We start from the raw sequence: 16,966 nt of genomic DNA on the forward strand, positions 1-16,966 counted from the left end.
CGTTTTTCATGCGTTGCGTAAAATTAATTTAGTTTCACTAAATCTACTTTAACAGAAGTATATTCTTTCAATTTTTTATCATAATTAATTGAATTAGTATCAAGTTTATACATAGCATTTCTGAATTCTCGGTCATGATTTTTATGAAAATGATGTGTAAGTTCATGTACCACAACTGCGTTAATAAAATCTATTCCCAGTCCAATCAAAGTTAAATTGTATTTAATTTCTGCAGGTTCGCGTAAGGATTTTTTATATCGTCCTCAAATACTTGTAAGAGGTTGAATTTTAAAAGGTATATGATCAATAGCTAAAAGTTTTTCATATGAAGTTTGTATTTTTGTAATTATTAATCTTAAATTTGCACTTAGTATTGCAATCATTTTTTTGTATCTAATCTCTCTATTTACTCGAGCATTATTTTTTAGTCAAAAATGTGCAATATTTTTGGATTTATCAAGAAATAGTTGCTCAGTAATTGAATTATTGAAGTGAAATAAAACATTATATTCATTACCAAAAATATAAATTGAATTATTGTTTAGATCAGCACTGATTATGTTGCATTTTTGTTTAATAAGTTGTGCCTTGGAAAGTATTTTATCAATCAATGTACCATCAAGAATGGCTTGGCCCTCAGTTAGTTTTTTTGTATCATTGCTAAATTTGCTTAATATTTTCGGTTTAACCAAGATAATGTTATTTGCGTAAATATAAGATGTCGTAACATAATTAGTCATATTTCGTGAATCTAAGCTATAAGTAGAAAAAAACTTATATTTTTCAGGGTGTAATTTGATATCAATCAATTTATTTTCAAGCACTATTTTTTCCTTTATTTCATTTTTTAATATCTTTAAGTGAAACAACTTTATGTTCTTTAATCGCTGTAAATATGTCGTCAACTTTATTTTTTGAAATATTAGGCATTTCTTTCAATTCTTCATCTAATTCATGTAAAACATTCTCGAAATTATCTTCATTAGCTACAACCGATCACGCACCTTGATGAGTAATGTTGCATTCAGAACCGTTTGGTAAAATTAGCAGTGAAAGAACAGGAAATTTAAAACCGCACATTTTATAAAAATGTTCAATATGTTTGAAATTTTGAATTAATGGATTGGTAAATCGAGTAGTATTACCGTTATTTATAACACTTATTAATTTATCGCTGGCTTGGCCTGTAAGTTCACCGATGATGTATTTTATTTCGACAATAATTAAAAACTTATTTGTCATTAAAAATCCATCAATTTCAAAGAAATTTTCACCAGCGTATTTAAATTTTTCGCCTTTAATGAATTTATAATTTGAATTTTTACAATAAGAAGCTAAACGTCGTGTAATTTGGTCTTCAAAAGCAAAACCGGCTGTATCTTTTCTACTTGTTTTTATAACATTTCTAATGTAGAGTGCTAAAATTAAAATAATTAAAAATGACATACTAATTATTCCGCTAATTATTCCGATTTTCATTTCACTTGAAATTTTACTTATATTTGTATTTGTTTGCATATAATTATTATATTTAATTTGAATTTTATCTTCAATATATTATGAAAAAGATTAATTTTAATAATTTATCATTTAGTAATTTTCCTTTACTGATAATACTCAAATATATATTTGTTAATGAGTTAATATAGTGGTATTATTGGTGTTATAATTTAATAAAGTTTAGGGGGAAATATTATGAAATCATTAAAAATTTTATCAGTGACCGGAACCGTGAATAAAGATTCGTTATCACAAAAAATCAATAATGAAATGATTAAAAAGTTAATGGAAAAGCATCAAAATTCATTTTTGACAAGACTCGATACTACTAATTCTGAATTTGTTAGATTTGTTTTAAACGCAGAAGAATTTAATGATTTTTTTAAAAATGTTGATTCAGATCAATGAATTAACATTTTGCACGATACAGACGTTTTGGTTCTATCAACACCAATGGTGAATTTTTCATATTCGGCAGGAATTAAGAATTTTATAGACGCTATAGCCGTAGCGAACAAAACATTTTCTTACAAATATAGCAAAAAAGGTGGATCGGTTGGTTTATTAGACAAATTAAAAGTTATTTTAATTGGAACCCAAGGTGCTCCAGTTGGCTGATATCCTTTTGCTGCTTTCTTAGATAACTTAAAAGGTATTTTTGAATTCTTAGGAGCTAAATCTGTTGACACATTATTAGTCGATGGAAACAAAGTTGCACCAAGAAGTGAAATGACTCATGAAGAAATCATAGAAGAAATAAATCCTAAATTACTATCTATAATTGATAAATTTTAATGTCAATAATTTGACTAAAACGAGTTAAATTGAATTCATTACGCTTTTTTTAAAAAAACAATTGTTGCTATTAAAAGATGAAAATACCAATTGGTGTTTTTTCTTATTTTAAGTATTTTCTCATTAATGCTTCGTTAACAACGAAAAATTTATAAATGCTGTCTAAGACTTTGTTAACATGTTTGTATAATTCTAACTCTTCACCAAAAAAGTCTTTTGTGATTTCTACGGCTTCATTAATCACGATTTTTGCACCCAAAATAAAGAACTCATAAGCCGCATTCAATAATATAGCTCTAATTAGTGGGCTTTCTTCATCTCATGATTTTTCAATCAAAAACTTTTCGATGATTTTCTTTAAATATTCTCTATTTAGTGATATTTTTTCAACTTGTTTAAATTGCTCGGTGGTAAATTCATCATAGTGTTCAAAAACATTTTTTAGATCATAAACACCCAATAACTCGCATGAATATAATGCATTAATTATTTCTATTCTATTTATTCTTCGTGATTTCATGATTTTATTTTATACTAATTTAAAATTTAATATATAAAAATACTCAAATTGAGTATTAATAACGATTTTTCTTATAGTTAATTAGATATTTTTCTTTTAATATTGATGCTACTACAAAAATTGGGGTCAATACTGAGATATAAATTGGTATTACAAATAAATCTTTAATAACAATTTTGACAAACAAGATAATAAAGTCAGTTCCGTAATGTTTTAATTTAGAATTTTCGTTTGCGTGATGAATGTAATTAAATCATTCTATGTAAGACACGGGACCTAAAACCCATCTAAATATTACTGAAACAAATATTATTAATGAGGTTACCATCATGTAATAATTTCATTTATCGTTTTTTGTAACAAAATACAATGTTGTGAAAACTATCGAGATTAAGATAGAAGCAATACCGAGCACAATTATCATAATCATGATTAATGTTTTAGAAGCGGCGATTTTTTTAGTTAACGAAAAAGTACCATCTTCGTTGCAATGCGATAAATAAATATAAACAGTTAAAATGAATGCGGTAATAGTCAATGCAAACGACACTATAAAACGTGTGTATTTGGTTTTTTGGAACATTATTAAATATAATCAAGAAACAATTGAAATCAAAGGCGGAACAATTGCATAAAGTCAGAATCACGTACCAATACTGCCTGTAAGAAGCATTAATAAAGTATCGCCAATAATAGCTAGAACCCCACCTTTAAAAGGACCTAATAATAGGCCATAGAATATATATAAAATAAATTCAAGTTGAACTGGAATAACTCTTAAAATTGTGAATTTAGCAGTTAAAATCATTAAACAGTGAATGCTTAATAATATTGATGCAGTAACCAGCTCCATAATATTAACTTTAAAAATGTTTTTAATAAATTCTGAACTGGTATATATTTTTGATTTATTAGCAATAATATTATTTTCCATTTAGCCCCCCTCAAGATAGTATTATAACCACAAAACCAATTTAATGCTAATAATGAGTAAAATTTACTAATATTATTGATATTATATTGAATAAGGTAAAACTAATAATTAGAGAGATTCATGAAACAAAATAGATTATTATTTTATAATTAGTACATGAAAAATAAACAAAGTAATATTAAACCAATAGATTTTGGTACGGCTGGTATTAGAGGCAAGGTTGGTCATGGGATTGACCATCTAAGTCACGCCCATATTCAAAGAATTGCTCATGGTTTAGCAAAATATTTAATTGCTAAATATTCAAACAAAAAAGAAATACTAGTTGTTATCGGTCGAGATAATAGAAGATACTCTAATAAATATGCAAAGGTTATAGCAGAAATTTTAGATAGCTATGGCAAAATTAAAATTATTCTTTCAAGAAAAATAACTCCAACACCATTTGTTTCGTACTTGATAATTAGAAATAAGGCGGACGCTGGAGTTAATATTACAGCAAGCCACAATCCCAAGGAATATAATGGAGTAAAACTTTATAATAATTTTGGATCGCAATGTCTTCCTGAAGAAATAGCTGAAATTAAACAATACTTTCAACCGTTTTCATCTTATCCTGACGAATTTAGTTGTAAATATAACTGACCAACAAGCAAAAATATTAGAAATGTAAAAACCAGTGAATGAAATGAATATGTTGAAAAAGCATGTTCGGTTGGAGGCAATGTTAAATTTGATAAAAACAACTCTAATATTAAACTTGCATATTCTCCGCTTCACGGCACAGGTTCAGTAGTTGCGGAAAAAGTATTTAATAAATTAGGTTTAACTAAAGGAGTTGATGTATTCTTTGAACCTACCCAATTCAAACAGGATCGTAATTTTACTTCTTGTGAATATCCAAATCCAGAAAGAGATGATGTTTATAAGTTGGTCGAAAAACTAGGACAAAAACACAATTGTGATATTTTGGTGGTTACTGACCCTGATGCTGATAGAGTTGGTGTTAGGGTCTTACACAATGGTAATTATGTTCATTTAAACGGTAACGAGACTGCATCAATAACCATTCAATATTTATTAGAAAATTCAACAGATAGTCTAAAAAATAAATATTTAGTGTATTCGTATGTTTCATCCAATTTACCGGAACTAATTGCTAAAGAATTTGGTTTACAAACTTATGTTGTTCCAACTGGGTTTAAATGAATAGGCAAAATGATAGTCGAAAAAGATGAAGATATGTTTTATGGTTTTGAAGAAAGTTATGGTTCATTAATTAATCATGATATTGCCAGAGATAAGGATGCAATACAATCATTGGTTACTGTTGCTAAAATGGCACAATTTTATAAACAAAAAGGTCTAACCTTAATTGATGTATTAGATAAGATTCATTTAAAACATGGATTTGTCTCAAGTAAAACAATAGATATTGAAATTGGCAAAAATACTGATTTATCAGTACTACAAGACAAATTTAAAAACTTATTTTCAACCAACAAAAAAATTCATGATTATAATTTAGAGACTGATTTCATGAAGTCTAATATGATTAAGTTATTTTTCGATGACAAGCCAGATTGACTAGCAATGAGACCTTCAGGAACTGAGCCGAAAATAAAATTTTATGTTTTCGCCTATGGAAATGATGCAATTGATTCACAAAAAAAACTTGATTATTATATTAATTTAATTAAAAAGAATGTTTTATAAACAAATATTGATAATATTGCGTTTTACAAAAAATGCAATATTTTTTTAAAAGGTAAGAAAAAAATATATTGTATAATAACGACGTTATGTTAAATAAGTTATGTACTCGCATTTCAAATAAAATTCAAAACATCAAAAACAAAATGATGAATTTTTAATGCGCGACCACATAGTTAATTAATATTATGGTGGTTATCATAAACCTACCAACAAGAATAAAAATAATAAGAGTAGGTTTTCAATGAAAATCTACTTTTTATATACATAACAAATGGAGAAAATATGAAAAAAAGAAATCTGTTATTATCATTAACTGCATTAGCTACTGTGTCTAGTGCCTTTTTAGGCGCGGCATGTAACTCAAGTGGCGAAAATGTTAATGATGCAACTATTGTAATTAATTTAAAGAAGGAATTACAGAGCTTGCAGAATCAACAAAAAGATAGCAATCAACAAAAAGAAAAACTTGAATCGGAATTGGCTGATTTAAAACAAAAAATTGCACAACAATCTGTTGATGTTGAGCTTGCTCAAGAGGAAGTAAATAATAAAATAGAAGAAATTAATAATTTGCAAAAAGAAATTGATTTATTAAATGGTACTGAAATTGAAACTAATAATTTATCTGCTAAGGAGTTATTTAAATTAGTTGTCACCTTTCTTAAGGATGATTTCCCTAATGCAATGGCTGAACAAAGCCCAGATGCGTTTAAGGAAAATAAAGAACTATTTGATAAAATTTCTACACAAGTTACTGAAGAAATTTCTGATTTAGAAAATATAGAGGAAAATTCTAAAAATGTATGATTTTGACAAAATAAGATTTTATTTAATTTAAAAAGAGCTGAATTGGTTGCAAAATATGTTGATAATCCGCAAAATCCTGTGACTATTGCCAAACCTAAAAGCCCATTAATTGATGCTCTTTTTGATTGAAGAATAAATGATATTTCAAGAATTATTGAACAAGTTAGTTCAAAAGTCGATGACGCTTATAATACACAAGGTAACAATGGTGGTGAGATTAAAGCAAAATTAATTGAAAATTTAAACAATTACAAAAAACAATACGAAGATGCCAAAAAATCTGCACTATTGTCTCATCAAATTTCAAATTGATATAAATTAGAAAATGAAAAAGATGGCGTTATCGAAAAAATTATTAATGGTAATTCAACTCACCAAAGATCATTAATGCCACAGTACAAGTTATCAGATTTTAAAATGTCGTTATTCCCAGTTTATAAAAAAATTGTTGACAAAGACTTTATTGATAGTGCTAAAAAACAATTAACTGATTTGGTTGCTCAGTATAAGTCATTTCTAGTTAACAGAGGTATAGATTTTATTTATTCTGTACGTTATAAAAAGCTGTTTGACGAAATCAGAGATATCACAAACACATTAGTATCCGCAACGCAAGAAGGCAATCTAGAATACTTCACGGAATATTCTACTAAAGAAAAATTCCAAAAATTCATCGATTCTTCTAAAGAAACATTATTTAAAGGTTTATTGATAGATAATTCATCAGCAAAAAGAGAAATGAATGACAAAGTCGATAGCAATTTCAACTTAAATAACAATGCTTCTTTGGCTGCTAAATTCATTGGTGAATTGACCACTAAAAGCAATAAAGATTCAAATGCCAAAAAATTGCTTTTCAGTTCATTGATTAGAGAATTCCAAACAAAAATAAAAGCAATTTTCGATATGAATCACGAAACTTTTACTCAATCCTTTGCTAGATATCAAGAATATTTAGTGCTTGTAAAAGAATTTACAATTGTTAAAAATTTAGTTAATTTACATACAGATTTGGAAGAAAACATAGAAACTGACAACCTTAAAAATCTATTAAAATGGGATAACTCCTCAAAATATCAAGCTCTAATTGAATCAGCGAAAAAAAATAAAGAACGTGATAATAGCAATTTACAAGAACAAAAAACTCTTATTGAAACACTTAAACTTCAACATCAATTTACAAATAAAAATTCTGCAATTCAATTCATTCAAGAATTATCATCTGCAAGTAAAAATGTTTCTGACACATTTACAAAGAATTTTGATTTAACTGTAAATCAGAATACTAACTCTCCTGTTGGAGTATGAGCTCACATGTATGGAGATGATGGTGCTAAAAAAATTGTTAAATTGATTACAGATTTTAATAAGGAAGTTCAAAAATTACATTCATTGTCATCTACATTAGATGAACAAAATTTAAAAAATGAAATTGAAGTCATTATTAATCATGGAAAATTAGTGATTGCAAATATTTATGGTGGTAAAGAAGGCACAACCATTGATTCTTTCTATGGAAAATTCAATATTTTGGCTAAGAATTCTTATTTAACGCCTAGTGATGAATATTACGAACCAGCAATCAAAATACTAAATCAAATTGTTGGAATTTACGACCAATTTATTTCTAATGAATTTGCATCTAAAGATAATGCTATAAAATTCGTAAATGACAAGTTAGTTCAAATTGGTGCTATTATTGAAACATTTAAAACCATTACTGAATATGGAAGAGATTGAGAATATTTAGAAAATTCATCAGAATTAAAACAGTTATTAAATGAGCAAATTAGTAGTTTTAAAACAAAAGTGGAAGAATTTAAAACTAAGGCAGCAACTATAAATGACGAAAGTTGAAAAGCCATTATTGATTCAATTGTCAAATTAAGTAAAGAAAATAAACAAAAATTTGGATCTGTATCAGACAATAATCCGCCAATTGTAGATGTGTTGAAAGAAACTTTAGATTCTTACGATAATGAAATAAGAAGAGCTAAAAAGAAGATGGAAAATATTCCAACATATGGCAAGGTATTTTCGGGACATGAGGTTTATATTCTATTGCGTTATTGATCTAAAACTATGAGATCAGATTTTGAAAAAAATAAATTACAAAAAGAACAATTTAAAAATGACCCTTTCGCTCTTTGACTGGAAAATGAATTAAAATCAATTACAAAATACTCAGAATACAAACAAATTATGAAGGTGGAAAGCAATGACGAGACTTGAGATGTTGCTGATCCGAAACTTATTCCAGAAATTCATGCTAAGTTCACTGAGTTAGAAACAAACTATGCTAAAGCATTAATAGATTGATTTAATGGTAAAAATTCAGATAAAAAAGATGAGCTAAAATCAGATTTATTGCAAAAAAGAGAAGCATACTATACATGGTTAAATGAACTAAAATCAAGAGACATTCATTTTGGAAACAAGTTCATTAGATTTGGTGCAGACCAATATTGAGGGTTGGATGATAACTACGATCGTTTTGATGCTGCTTCTCTATTATTACTATATGCTAAATCATTTGCGTTAAGTTCGGTTATGAATGATCTATACGAAGAGTATCTAAAATAAACAAAAAAATAATATTAATTCGCTCTATAACAGTGCGAATTATTTTTTGCTTAAAATTTACGAATATACACGTTTTTCAGTGTAATTAGTAAAAAATAAATAATTATCTATTTTTATACGCTAATTAAATATTAATATATAATTTTATTTATATATATAAATTAATATGAATATTAATTGCGAGGGAATATGAAGGAAAAGAAAAATAAAAGTAAAAAACCTTTTAATTGAAGAACGTTAGTGTGACCTAAATATGCTATTTCACTTGGAATTATTGTGCTTGCTTCAGCAGCAACAATTGGGATTATGAAATACAATTCAACTAAACCGGTTTTAGAAAAAGGGACAGAAGCTAAAGAACTTAAGAACGAATTTGTCGACCCTAGCGTTGGCGCCGTTTTATCTTTTGTCAATACAGATAAAGATAAAACAATCGGAGAATTTGACCCGAACAAAGGCCCTGATGGTTCAGTTAAATACAAAGATAAATGAGTGGACTATAATGAATTCTTAAAAATTTATTACAATGAAAATCATGCAATGCCATTCTTGAATATCAGATACGGTATGTTTGATTTTTACAATGAATATATTGAAGCTGTAAGCGCTAAAGATTTTTACGAATTCACTCAATGATTTATGAAGAATGTTTCGTGAGGTCCAGAAATTATCACCCTTAAGGAATTTTCAATTGTCAAAGGTGTTGAATTAAACGGTAACAATATAACACTAGGTTCTCACTCAAATAAGGATAAAGAATATACTACCATCAAGTTTTTCCCTGATGCGTTTTTTGGTTCTATTCCATTGCACAGTGAATTGGGAGGATCTGGAAACGCGACTGACTCATTGCTTTATAAAATTAATAAAAAATTACTTTCAGGTTCTGAATTAACAAAATTTTTAGAAAGTATTGCTCAATATAATTCTTTAACTAATATTTCAGACGAAACCTTAAAAACACAATCTTTTAGAACAATTAATGATAAACGTGGTTTATTAAATAAATCTGTATTTGCAATTTCCGGTGATTTACCATCAATTATTAAAGATAATTCGTTTAGCGATATCGAAAAATCTAGACTAAATATCCAAAGTAATTACATCTCAGTTGTATTTGCTGATAATGAAAAAGAAGCGCAAGAAAAATTTGCTAAATTAGCTCAAAAATACCAAAACAATGATAAGAATGGAGTTTTGAAAAATATAAACAACTTTAAATTTGTTAAGAAAACAATTGTGGAGACAGTTTATACCTCGAATATTGATGCGAAAGAATTCGGTGCTGAAGATGAGTATCTAAAAATAATTTTTAATGATGGGACATCATTTGCACTTTTCGATTCAATTGAAAATGTTCAATATCAACAAGGTGATCATTTTGCTAGTGCTGAAAATGTTGAAAGCATTACACACGGGTTAGAAAGAGGCCAAAGAGAATATAGCAATTTAGAAAGTGATATCCAGACTCTTTTTTCAAATAAATTCGCTAATAACATTTATTTTAATATTTTAAATAAAGATAGATTTGTGCAATTAGTGGAAGATCTTGACTCAATCAAAGATCTAAGAAAGCAAATTACAATCGCAAATAAAGTCATTATTGAAAAAAATAAAGATTATGATGAAATTATCAATAAATTTAATGAGCATAAAGTAAACTCACAAAAACAATTAGAAGATTTAAACAATAAAATAGCATCTAATAAAGATAAAATTACAAAATTGAGTGCAGAGATTAATTCATCAACTGACGAAGTAATTAAAAAGCAAAAAAACTTTGAAATATTCAAAATCGAAAAAGAAAATAAATCATTGGAATTAAATAAATATGAGCTAGAACAACTTGTAAATTTTGCTGTTGAAAAAATCTTAGAATACAAAAAAATGATTCCTAGCGACCAAGAATTAGAAAATGCAAATAAGAAAATTAAAGACTTAACTGAGAAAATTACAAAATTGGACGAACCAAAGATTAATCAAGAATTAATCAAAATACTTAGAAGAGCAAAAATTGCTCCTGAACATCTTGAATCACTAATTGGTTTATACAAGTTAGCTAACGTTGTAAAAACTTCAAAATTCAATACACCTGTTACCGAATTTTCTAATATTAAACAAAAAGCAGATTATGTTAAAGAATTACGTGATTTTATTTCTCAAAATAGACCTTTATTCAAATTTTATAATGAAATATTAGGCGGCAATAACTTTGTCAAATTAGAGCCAGAATCCAATGATTATGTTTACTACTCAAACGACTTAGGATTTTTACCAACGCAATTAATTGCTCTTGATGAACTATCACAGATATCTAATTTAAATCAAATAAATTGACGTGAATATGTAAATATTGATGGTTTTTTACGTTCGCAAAGTGATACTCAAACTAAACAGTTTTATGTTTATGCTCCCGAGCTTAAAACAGTTAAAAACGACTATAATGAACCTAAAGAGACACTTGAATCATCTTTGGCAAAAGATAATCAAGAATTTAATACAATCAAAGATTCCTTCATTAAAAACAAGGAGCTAGTCAAAAAATCAGATTCAATTAATAATAAAGTTAACGCAAAAGGTTTTGATAAATTTGTTGCTGAATTTAAAAAGGCAATTCAAGAACTGACTGATTTAGGAAACAATTATAAGCTAGATGTCGATCAGTATGTTAAAGTGATGACTTTGAAATCTTTAGTCGAATACGAAGACGAAAAAACAAAAGAAAAGATTTTGTATAACGAAATTGTTAAGTTAATTACAGAAGATAACGATTTAGTTGGTTCATTAGAATCATTTAAATCAGTTATGGCTGATATTGATGTTACAAGAAAACAAATTCAAACAAACATTGAAACTTATAAAATAAAAGTTGCAAAAATTTTATCTAATATTATTTCTTCATATTCTCAAATGGTTAAAATCTCTAAAGAATATAAATCAGATTTTGATAGTTACACCAAATCTCAATTGCAGCTATATGACAAGCAATTATCAGTCTTATTATCAAAATTATCTTCAGTTGACTTAAGTAATTCTGAAATATCAAAATTAATGAATGAGCTAGTTGCTACAGCATTTGAAAGCATTGATATTTTCAATAAGAATCTTGCCAACAATGAATCAACTACATCTAAAATTTTAGTGGAAGCAAAGAACGCTTTAGATTATGTTAAATCATATGAAAGTAAAATTTATAGCACAACTGCGGATCGTGGAATTTTTGATGAGATGATTACTGATTACTTCTCATTAGTTTCTAGTCCAATTTTTAGAAAATATAATTTAGATGGTACGACAAATAATAGCCATAGAAAATATATCGCTGTTTTATTCAACCCGCTTATTGCATACCAAAAATCTAATTTTGAATTGAATTATGCTAAAGCTCAAGACTATAAAACTAAAGTAACTAAATTGCAATCAGAAATTAATAATTTACCAACACAAGATGAAAAAAATAAAAAACAAAAGGAATTGGTTTTGTTGCAAAACAACCAACTTTACTATGAATATTTAGCGGAAAATAATAAGTTCGAAGATGGACAAGTTTATAACACTTTGAATAAAATTTCAGTTTTAAAACAAGCTTGAACATTTACTGATTTCGAAAATAATGATAATTTTATTTTTTCATTTAGCAAAGATTCGTCGCCTTTAAAAGATGTATACACTAAAGCTCAAGTTGATCGCTTCAATAAGAGTCTACAAATTTATACCGAAACTAAAACAAAATTATTTGCTAATAATGATGAATTTATTCAAAAACCAATTGAATTCTTACAAAAACTTTTAACTAATGCTAATAGTTTTAATATTGCTGACGAAAAATACGAAACCACATTTGAAAAAGCAGTTTCTGTAGCAAAACAAATTTGAGAACTTGACCAAAAAAATAAAAAATGACATGAACCACTATTGACTGGTGAAGGTAATGAGATAAACAGCACAAATCCGCTGATTGTTGCTTCCACAAAAATTGAATTAATTGATAAATTAACTAATTTAGGAATAATCAAAAACGATACAAATGTTGACCAATTTGTTCAAAAATACATTCATAGAATGCAGTTAAATAGCGTTCAAAAACAAGGAACAAAATTGATATTAACCTTGAAGGAAAAACAACTGGTTAAAAATGATAAATATGATAACTACATGTCAACTAAATATTTAAAATTTAATATAGATGCTAACACTAGTGATAATGTTGGTGATTCTAAACTTGAACAAGTTAAGGAACTTTTTGATGTTTTAGGCTATAAAGCAGTAGTTCAACCTTCAATTATTAAAGAAGAAGGAAGCAAACTAATTGTCGACGGAAATGGTCAAACAATTAGTGTACCTACTTATAATGTTTATGTTGAAGCTTACGATAATTTTACAAATACATTATTAAATAAGATTCCATGAGCAGGCGAGTGATTAGAAGGCGAACATTTAGTTAAAAAACTAAATGCTGACGGAGTTATTGAATACAAAGTTGAAAAAGGAAAATATTTAGGATTTACACCCGATTCTCGTGTTGGTTTATGGGCATTGCTGGCAATGAATAATACTGAATATAAAGGTATTTCAATTGACTTTTTAAAATTCGTTGCTGCTCACGAGTATGGTCATCATATTACATTAAACTCTGCTCAAGATTTAGGCGATAAAGGTGAAAAGCCAATTTATGGTTCAGCTCTATTACCTGGCGCCACCCCAAATATTCAAAACTACTATTCAAGAAAAGCACTTGACTTGTATCTTAAAGCAAGAACACACCTAAAATTAAATTCATCACCACTATTGAACCAGCCTAATGTTGTTTCAGAAAATAATGAAGGTGAATACTTGCTTTACAACCAACCTAAAAAAGTTAATGGTAAGGTCATTACAGATAAAAGCACTGTTGAAAACCCTGAGGATGTCTGAGGTCATAAGATAGGCCACGAAGATCTTAAGCAAGCGATGGAAAACAAAAAACGTCGTTTCTTGCAAACTTATGAAGGTTTAGTTGAAGCAACCAAATTGCGTAGACAAGCTAATGGTATTGATACACCGGAAGACAAAAAATGATTAGAAGTATTTGACCTTTGATTGATGAATACTTTAGACCAAAACTCTGGAACGCTAAACCCAACGAAATTTTCAGATAATCAATTCCCAGTAAAATACATGGTTAAAGACGCCGACGGAAAATGAAGATTCAAAAAAGCTTCGCTCGATATGTTAAAAGGCGTAATAAAAGACGGAAAAGGCAATTTTATTGAATTTGAAGATGTTAACGGCGTGGCATTACCTAAGATTGTTGAAGGTGAAAGAAATGCCGAAGGCAAATTTAAAAAGATTACAAAAGTTCTTGTTTACAATGTTGATGGAACCCCGATAGTTAATGTTCCGTTGAATATTGATTTTGAAGATCCAAGAAGTTCATATTATCAAGTTGATGCTGAAGGTAATAATGTAACTATTAAGTTTGTTAATGACAAAATTCAAGAGGCAATTGACACAATTAGATCATTGATAGTTGAAGAATTTGTGATTAATGGTTGAGACTTTGCCACAACAGATACATCAACAAAACCTAAAACTTCAATTGCATATCCAAGTTACGCTGAAATTTTTCCTTCAATCGATCCAAATTACAATAAAGCAATGTTATTGCCATATATTGATCATTTGAAATCAAGAGATAAATCAAAAGGTTATATTCATGATAATTATGAAATAGCTAAATTTTATGATGTAAACGGAGATGTGCTATTCGACCCGTCAAATCCTTCAAAAGACCCTAATTTTAAAGAATCATTCCAAGAAGTATATTACTTAAATGCTTTTGATGGGGTTAAAAAAGAAGAACAAAATCTTAACAATTTACTTGTCGCAATGTATTTAGGTAACGGCTCGACATTAGAACTTGTTTCGGCCGGCGGTAAACAATCGCTATGATTAAGTGAATCTGAACAATATCTGCCAAACGTAAAATTACCTGAAGCAATCTCGTGAGGTTTCCTTGAAGAAGAATTGGATTTATCAACTCTTAAAGAATTGCATCAAAAACCTATTTTAAACTGATTCAAACCTTATATTTCTCAATTGGTTGGAAATAAAGCTAATCAACATAGCTATTTAATGGTTAAGGCTGACGGTTCTATTGTAAATAACAACCCTAAATATGAATCTTTCCCAGCCTTTTGAGAGATGAAATCCTTAAAAATCAACGAATCAATTCTTTCGCAGGATGTTGAAAAATCATTATTTGGAAGTTATTACGTAGTCAAAGCCGGCAAAAAAGAATATGGTTACAACATTACATTTAATGACTATAAACAATTTATGAAATTCGCTAGTGTTGATACAACAAAGGCAAAATTAGATCCAGATAACAGAGTAGTTAACTGAGATTTAGAGTATGTAAAAGAAAGATTTAATTTAAAAATATTTTCATCAAACTTAACTAAATCATTAGCATCAGCAAAAACGCTTTCTTCAGAGGAAAAAGCAAGACTTACAGCATTGATTAATTCTAATGATGAACAATTATTGGCCAATGAGGTAATGAACAGATTTATTAACTCAAAACTTGCATTATTTGTCAAAGAGTTAACTTTAGGCGAAATCGATAGTAAAATCAATGAAAATAGTCAAAATGAGTTAACTTATGGTTGAATTTTTGATAAAGATTTAGGGTACGGACTTTGAAAATCTGATGATGTTGTAGTTGGTAAACAAAATCCTGATAGAGCAAATTGAGAAATTTCTGTAAAGGAATTATTTAATACATTTAAAGAATTCGCTGACCAAAATGGCGTTGATTTAAATCAATTTACTATGTTTGATGAGTTAATACTTGATAACAAAACACAAATGTATTCAACTCAACTACTTTACAATTTTAGATTAGGTAAATTCTCACTTAAAGATATTTTGTTAGCATTTGTGAAAGGTATTACCAAAAAAGCCAAACCTTCTGATGATGTTGTTTCATATTTCAAAACAAAAACAGAACGTAAATTCAATGAATTTTTCTCAGACTATACTTATTCATTCGCTGAAGTAATCAACCGTGATAATTTACAAATTACATATTCTCCTTCAAACTCGCAATTTAGAAACCTACCAAGTTTTATTAGTGGAGTAAATGAATCTAACACAGGTCTTGAGTATGTTATCGATGGCCAACCTACTGCGAAATGAAATAAAGCATTAATTGAAATGAACTCTTCAAACCAACATTCTATTATTTCTACAATTACTAATTATGAAACTCGAAAAGATGCTGAAGGAAAACTTAGAGCTGATAAATTAGGTATGGAATTTATTCCTAGCGACATGGCCAAAAAAACAAGTTTTTCAAACGATTCAACAAGACAATCTACATATTTTGGAAAATTTAAATCAATTAATAATGGTTGATTTAAAGACCGTTGATATAGAGATGTGCTTAATTTTAGAATTTATGATGATGAAGGGAATCCGATTGCAGATGATACTATTTCAATTACCGATTTAGAAGGTAAAAAGGTTACAAATCGCGCTAAAGCTTATTGACAATATTACATTCAATCGCAAGGTGTTGGATTACGTAACCTATCAAATATTTGAAGACATACAGATAAGGATGCTATCGCTATGTTTGGTTACTTAAACTCAGAAGATGCCAAAAAAGCAAACTATCTAGTATTCAAAGATTTAGTTACCAGCGAAATAAAAACACTAAAAATCAATAAAAATCACAGTAGTAATATGTTTTATTACACAACACAACACGTAAATAATGAAACTAATCCGGCGTCTCGTCACTGATTAAAGGATGAAGTCTATGACTACACAGATTCTAACGGACATCATAAAGGTAAAGGATTTGTTGCATGAGTTTCTGATTACGGAATAATGTCGAATTATTCAAATAAATTACTAACTCCAAATCACGAGTATGAAATTTACTTTTCAGATAATGAGCTTGGAAATAAAACACTTGAAATTGATTTAGGTTCAAATCAAAGTATTTCGGAAAACGGTAAAACATTTTCTCAAGCACCAACTGCTGTTTATATTAAAGATATTAATGGTAAAAATACACCAGTATTTAAAGTTGGTGTTCAATTTAATGGGACAAAATAATAAAG

General features: G+C 28.1%; 8 protein-coding genes. 4 read left to right on the forward strand and 4 right to left on the reverse strand.

The window, feature by feature from the left end:
• Positions 1-23 precede the first annotated feature (23 nt).
• Both NW238_RS00990 and NW238_RS00995 read right to left on the reverse strand, forming a co-directional pair.
• Positions 24-824 (reverse strand): YgjP-like metallopeptidase domain-containing protein, encoded by an 801-nt coding sequence (locus NW238_RS00990; RefSeq protein ID WP_216505718.1) that lies wholly within the window; start codon positions 822-824, stop codon positions 24-26.
• Entirely contained in the window at positions 811-1,518 is a 708-nt protein-coding gene (locus tag NW238_RS00995; RefSeq protein WP_216505719.1) for a nuclease-related domain-containing protein, read from the reverse strand. The genes NW238_RS00990 and NW238_RS00995 overlap by 14 nt, the downstream gene beginning before the upstream one ends.
• A gap of 177 nt (positions 1,519-1,695) precedes the next feature.
• On the opposite strand from NW238_RS00995, the gene NW238_RS01000 reads away from it, so the two are divergent.
• Entirely contained in the window at positions 1,696-2,295 is a 600-nt protein-coding gene (locus tag NW238_RS01000) for an FMN-dependent NADH-azoreductase (RefSeq protein ID WP_216567702.1), read from the forward strand.
• 103 nt (positions 2,296-2,398) lie between these two features.
• Here the strand turns inward: NW238_RS01000 and NW238_RS01005 are convergent, their stop codons facing one another.
• Positions 2,399-2,815 (reverse strand): transcription antitermination factor NusB, encoded by a 417-nt coding sequence (locus NW238_RS01005; RefSeq protein ID WP_216505721.1) that lies wholly within the window; start codon positions 2,813-2,815, stop codon positions 2,399-2,401.
• 55 nt (positions 2,816-2,870) lie between these two features.
• A complete protein-coding gene (locus NW238_RS01010) occupies positions 2,871-3,749 on the reverse strand; it encodes a hypothetical protein (protein WP_216505722.1) in 879 nt (292 codons plus the stop codon).
• Between the two features lie 156 nt (positions 3,750-3,905).
• On the opposite strand from NW238_RS01010, the gene NW238_RS01015 reads away from it, so the two are divergent.
• From NW238_RS01015 to NW238_RS01025, 3 genes are all read left to right on the forward strand, one after another.
• Entirely contained in the window at positions 3,906-5,465 is a 1,560-nt protein-coding gene (locus NW238_RS01015) for a phospho-sugar mutase (protein ID WP_258451639.1), read from the forward strand.
• Between the two features lie 282 nt (positions 5,466-5,747).
• Entirely contained in the window at positions 5,748-8,855 is a 3,108-nt protein-coding gene (locus NW238_RS01020) for a coiled-coil domain-containing protein (protein ID WP_258451640.1), read from the forward strand.
• Between the two features lie 189 nt (positions 8,856-9,044).
• Complete coding sequence (locus tag NW238_RS01025) at positions 9,045-16,961, forward strand: PDxFFG protein (protein ID WP_258451641.1); 7,917 nt, start codon at positions 9,045-9,047, stop codon at positions 16,959-16,961.
• The last annotated feature ends 5 nt before the right edge of the window (positions 16,962-16,966 follow it).

The organism is Mycoplasma zalophidermidis (assembly GCF_024742155.1).
Taxonomy (GTDB): domain Bacteria; phylum Bacillota_I; class Bacilli_A; order Mycoplasmatales; family Metamycoplasmataceae; genus Mycoplasmopsis; species Mycoplasmopsis zalophidermidis.